This is a genomic window from Oleiphilus sp. HI0125, from assembly GCF_001635355.1.
Window position 1 is genome coordinate 1 of record NZ_LWGF01000044.1, and the last position, 1,450, is coordinate 1,450.

Sequence of the window (1,450 nt, forward strand, 5' to 3'; positions counted from 1 at the left end):
CTTTTCTGACAGCAATGCGAAGCGCTGGCTCGAAACTCTTTTACATCCACTTATTCGATCTGAGATTATTCGACAGCTTAGCCAAGCAGAATCAGCTTACGCAATTCTAGTCTCGCCTTTGTTATTCGAAACAAAACAAAGCCGGCTCTGCACGCGCACATTATTAATTGACGCCACCGAGGCAGATCAAAAAATCCGTGCAGCCACGCGAGATAACGCTTCAGAAGAAGACATAGGGAAAATCATTGCTGCTCAAATGCCTAGAAAAATGAAACAAGAGCGTGCTCACGACATTATTTTAAACGATGGTGATTTAGACCACCTGAACGCCATGGTAGACTCACAACACGAAGAATATCTCAAACTTGCCGAGTCAAAATAAATGTCAAACAACTCTCCTCTAATCGTTAATTGTCCAACCTGCGCAGACCCTGTTACATGGGAAGAGAAGAATAAAGAGCGTCCATTTTGTAGCGAACGCTGTAAATTAATTGATCTCGGCGCTTGGGCTTCAGAGGAGTACAGCATCGCTTCTCAAAGCCAAGACGAATGGGAAATCGCCGAAGCGCAAAGCGCATCTAACACTTCTGAAAGCCTTCAATAATATGAGTCGTCGACCCTGTCCATTTTGCGCGATTAATAACGGTGCATTGCCGGCCAGCGTGATTTATGAAGATGAACACTTCATGATTATTATGGATGCTTACCCCCTAAGTTCTGGGCATGTTTTAATCATACCTCGCGCTCATCACGATCGGATTTCAGCGCTATCAGACGAACATCAGTCCAAACTCTTCGATTTAGGACGTAAGGTGATGAGCGCAATGATTAGAGCAGGCTTTGGAGAGGATGGCTGTAATATTCTATTAAATGATGGCAAAGCTGCTAATCAAACAGTTCCGCACATCCACCTTCATATAATTCCTCGCAAAAAGCATGACTTTTTACGATCATTGCCTAAACTAGCACTGCATGTCACTGGACTCATGGGAAGACAAGAAAAGCGTGCCACACTGGATGAGCAAGCGCGTCAAATCGCCAAGTATTTTTAGTGCGAGTATTACTGCTGTCGCGCTATTGATGTGCGCATTTACATCAAGTGCTAATGATGTCGAATTTACCTCCCCCTCAGCAAAAGATAGAAGCTCTATTCCTTCCGAAAAACAAGATTCACCAACGCTTACATGGCTTACAGAAAACCGCAATTATTGGGGGCATGTCGTCGGCGATACGGCAAAAAGGCTCGACAGTTTTTTTGCCGATGAAGAAGTGATCGAATCGAGTAATAATAGCTTTTTAAAGGTTGGCTTTGAATTTCAGCAGTACAAGAGCGGCCATAGCTATCTTGATCCAATAGTAAAGTTTCGCCTTCACCTTCCTACGCTACAAAAAAAACTTCGGCTCATTGTTGAGAGTGAAACACCCGAAGAACAGAGTGTACGTGATAAGA

The 1,450-nt window shown here is 43.8% G+C and carries 4 protein-coding genes; all 4 read left to right on the plus strand.

Annotated features, from left to right (window positions below; translation table 11 throughout):
• Nucleotides 1-382, plus strand: a 382-nt coding sequence (gene coaE, locus A3762_RS00835) for a dephospho-CoA kinase (RefSeq protein WP_068753666.1), incomplete at its 5' end; no start/stop codon positions are given.
• Nucleotides 383-604 carry a DNA gyrase inhibitor YacG gene (gene yacG, locus A3762_RS00840; protein WP_068753667.1) on the plus strand — a complete coding sequence of 74 codons (222 nt, stop codon included), beginning with the start codon at nucleotides 383-385 and terminating at the stop codon, nucleotides 602-604.
• A gap of 1 nt (nucleotide 605) precedes the next feature.
• On the plus strand, nucleotides 606-1,052 hold the full coding sequence (locus tag A3762_RS00845; RefSeq protein ID WP_068475447.1) for an HIT family protein: 447 nt from the start codon (nucleotides 606-608) through the stop codon (nucleotides 1,050-1,052).
• The coding region (locus A3762_RS00850; protein ID WP_369820648.1) for a hypothetical protein at nucleotides 1,018-1,450 on the plus strand (433 nt) is incomplete at its 3' end. The genes A3762_RS00845 and A3762_RS00850, both read left to right, overlap by 35 nt.

Bases quoted from the DNA above. Each gene is read 5' to 3' on its own strand.
- yacG (WP_068753667.1), top strand. From the start codon at position 383: ATGTCAAACAACTCTCCTCTAATCGTTAATTGTCCAACCTGCGCAGAC.
- A3762_RS00845 (WP_068475447.1), top strand. From the start codon at position 606: ATGAGTCGTCGACCCTGTCCATTTTGCGCGATTAATAACGGTGCATTG.